The sequence below is a fragment of the Desulfobacter sp. genome, assembly GCF_050177295.1.
Window position 1 is genome coordinate 1 of the sequence record NZ_JBFXHE010000462.1, and the last position, 3,333, is coordinate 3,333.

Consider the following 3,333-nt stretch of genomic DNA (forward strand, 5'->3'; position numbering starts at 1 on the left):
GATATAATGTGATGTTCTCTTGCTATGGTAAAAAATGATGAAAGAAAGCGGGGGGCATTGCCAGGCAATTTTACGCTGATCGTTCGCGATTATTGACAAGGCGTATTTTTTCATCATATGATCCGCGAATTACAAACTCAGGAGATTTCCGATCATGAAAAAAAGACTGATAATGGCTGTTCTGGCAGGATTCATCTATATCACCAACGGGAGCGCCGTCCTTTTTGCGGATGGGGGAGAAGAAATGCCTCCCCCGCGATCCCTTCCCAAATACGGCAATGCTGTCAAGGTCGTTGAAACCGATGACACCCTTTTTCTAACCAAAGACAGTGTGGACACGGTGAAAAAATTCTTTGATACGAACAAACAGGATGGAGATCGCGTGGAAGAATCTCCGGCAGACGGTAGCCACGGGTTCCAGATGAGTTTTTTTAAAAAAATCGGCGGCCGGGAACAATCCGTTCCCCTGGCCCGGTTTGAGGAAAAGACACAGGATACCAATCTGCACCCGGCCCTGGGAGAATTAAAGGGCCAAGTTTTGATGGACAAACACTCTGAAGCGGAATACCAAGTCCTTGAAGATAAATACAAGGCCCTTCACCTGGCCTATTTCCGTCAGGTATCCGATGATCGGGGCCGGAGCGTATCAGAGGGAGAGAAAATCTATCGAAGGGCTTACAATCAGGCCCACGGCAAGGATAAATCCGCTGTCCAGGCCCGCGGTGAGGACCATGTGGCCGGCAAGGCCCAAGCCCAGGATATGAAAAAAAAGATGCAGGAGATGAAGGCCAAGGGTGATATTGCGGGTATAGCCGCCATGGCCCAGCAGTTTAACCCATCCCCCGGACAGGCCAAACAAGGTGCGTCAGCCTTGGATGAAATGAACAAGGACACCTGGGATCTCTGGGTCAAATGCCTTGAGGACATCGAAAAGGTGGCTTACCGGACCCAGTTGAAATATAATGCCTCACCCAAACTATGAGGGCGTTTTATCCTGGCCGGTCCATATCCATGAATCCGCCAAAGATATCAGCATATAATGTGATCAATTTAAAGGAGAACCCATGCGACATCGTATTGTTACAGTTCTATCCGTTTTATTCCTGTTTCTGTGTCTGATCCCGCTGACCCCGGCCCTTGCCGCAAGCGACCCCAATGACTTTCCAGGCAGCAAGGACCCGGACATTTTTTCCCGTATGCCCGGTTTTGTGATTTCAAGCTACGAGGCCCTGGAATTTGACCGGTATGAATTCAAGACAGGGTCTGATAAAACGGAAAAAGTGGAAGGACGCCGTACCTTTGCGGCCTATACCGCTAATGACGGCATCACCCATCCCAGCGGCATTCAGGTGATCCGCAATTATGTCAATGCAGCCAAAGCTATAGGTGGAGAGCAGCTCTATGAATTTGAAGACGGCGGAACCCAGTATTCCACCATCCGGATCATCAAGGAGGATAAAGAAGTCTGGGCCGAGGTCTCCGGGGCCAATAATGGAATGTATAATGTTCAGATGGTTGAAAAACAGCTCATGAAGCAGGATGTGGTCGCCAATGCCGACGCCCTGTCCGGCAGCATCAAGGAAACCGGGCGGGTGGCGGTTTACGGTATTTATTTTGATACGGGCAAGGCTGATTTAAAACCTGCCTCTGACACGGCTCTCGACGAGATTGTGAAAATGCTCAAGGCCGATTCAAACCTCAAGGTTTTTGTGGTGGGCCATACCGACACGGTGGGCCAGTTTGCCAATAACGTCAAACTGTCCCAGGACAGGGCCGCCTCAGTGGTGAATGCCCTAGTGAGCAAGCACGGCATTGCCGCGGCCCGGCTCACACCCTTTGGTGCCGGTCCCACGTCACCCGTGGCCTCCAACAAGACCGATGAGGGTAAGGCCAAAAACCGCCGGGTGGAACTGGTGGCCCAGTAGCCCGAATCGAGAACCTCGCAAATAATTCCGAGGACAGCTTACTTAATTCCAACAAGAAGCATGCGATGGACAAGCCGTAGATGTGTAGCGTTAGCCGATTCATAAAGTTTTTGAGGTTGAAAGTTTTTAAGGATACCATTGAATTGGTGATAATTTTAGAAGAAATCTTAGGAATCTTACGGCGAGACCTGTCTATAAAAGCGGACTATCAACGATTTCAGGAAGGTGCGAAATGGCAGAAGCAATGCTCGATGCTCTTGTTTGAGCAATTTGACCTACCTTATTTTGTGACCCTGGCACGCATACTTCGGCCCGTTAATTCCCGAACATCGCGCCATTGGTCCCAAATGGCAGGAATAGCAGCCAAAGCCTGTTCGGGTGATAATGCTGAACGGCTTGACGCCCAGGCCTGCAGACATTTCGGGAACCAGGCGGTCGAGTTTGCAAATTCCGGGGGACACCTTATTTATTGGCAGAAATTAAAGCATTTGTTTTAATTTATACCATTGCACGGATGAGTGCAGTGGCTCCGACTTTCCCTCATCACATTACACAAACAGGGAATAGACGGCAACAGACATTTTTCAGCGATCAGGAGTTCGAAGCCTATCTGAACCTTGATGTCGGAATGGTCCCTGAAATATAAAGTCGAAATATGGGCTTATTGCCTGATCCCAATCTCATCCGCTTGATTGCCCTTCAGGAAACCAAGGATGGATTAACTCAGGTCATCGGGGAAGCACACAGACGATATACGAGAATGATCAATTTCAGGGTAGGTTGGCGCGGTCATTTATGACAGGGGCGGTTTGTGTCATTTACCATGGAAGAGAGGTGGTTATTGGCGTGTACCCAGTATATTGAGTACAATCCGGTCAGAAAACATGAACGAACCGACTGACCGTTCAAACGACTTTTGTAAAACATTTGGAAGCTATTTTAGACAGGCGGCTGAGGCGCAAAAAAAACTGGTCAAAATAACAATTAGTAAGGTGTCCCTGAATTTATGTCCCCGGATTTAAGCGGGGTAAGCCGGTCAAGACAAAAAAGACGGGAATGGTGCGGGTAACACGGTTCGACGGGCGGGGGGCCGCAGGCCCTAAAAAGGGGGGAAGTGCAAGATAAAGCCCCCCCCCCAAAAAAAGGACTCTTTTGACACAAAAAAATACTTTCATTATTTTAATTTATCGATGTTAATGAATTTTACGTGATGTGCAACTTTTTTTGACAACATGATTATATTCCCGATAGGCATTGATAATATCAGACAGGGAGGATAGGGTTATGTTGTCAATAGAAGATTTTATAATTGAAATATATTGTCGGACAGATGATTCTTTGAAAGAAATTTCCCGGGGTATGAAATTACGCAGTCGGGGTTTTCCTCCTTCGCTATCCGATAGCGAGG

Annotated in this window: 3 protein-coding genes and 1 pseudogene; all 4 read left to right on the forward strand. The window is 48.1% G+C overall.

All coding sequences use genetic code 11. The annotated features are described in order from the left end of the window. Nucleotides 1-154: 154 nt before the first annotated feature. Entirely contained in the window at nucleotides 155-982 is an 828-nt protein-coding gene (locus AB7U36_RS21075; RefSeq protein ID WP_428161589.1) for a hypothetical protein, read from the forward strand. A gap of 82 nt (nucleotides 983-1,064) precedes the next feature. Next, on the forward strand, nucleotides 1,065-1,925 hold the full coding sequence (locus tag AB7U36_RS21080; RefSeq protein WP_428161590.1) for an OmpA family protein: 861 nt from the start codon (nucleotides 1,065-1,067) through the stop codon (nucleotides 1,923-1,925). A 469-nt stretch (nucleotides 1,926-2,394) separates the two neighbouring features. Continuing rightward, on the forward strand, nucleotides 2,395-2,571 hold the full coding sequence (locus tag AB7U36_RS21085; RefSeq protein ID WP_428161591.1) for a hypothetical protein: 177 nt from the start codon (nucleotides 2,395-2,397) through the stop codon (nucleotides 2,569-2,571). 638 nt (nucleotides 2,572-3,209) lie between these two features. Next, nucleotides 3,210-3,333, forward strand: a pseudogene (locus AB7U36_RS21090) (IS982 family transposase); the annotation flags it as partial.

Coding starts and splice junctions, on each gene's coding strand:
- AB7U36_RS21075 (WP_428161589.1), top strand. CDS start 155: ATGAAAAAAAGACTGATAATGGCTGTTCTGGCAGGATTCATCTATATC.
- AB7U36_RS21080 (WP_428161590.1), top strand. CDS start 1,065: ATGCGACATCGTATTGTTACAGTTCTATCCGTTTTATTCCTGTTTCTG.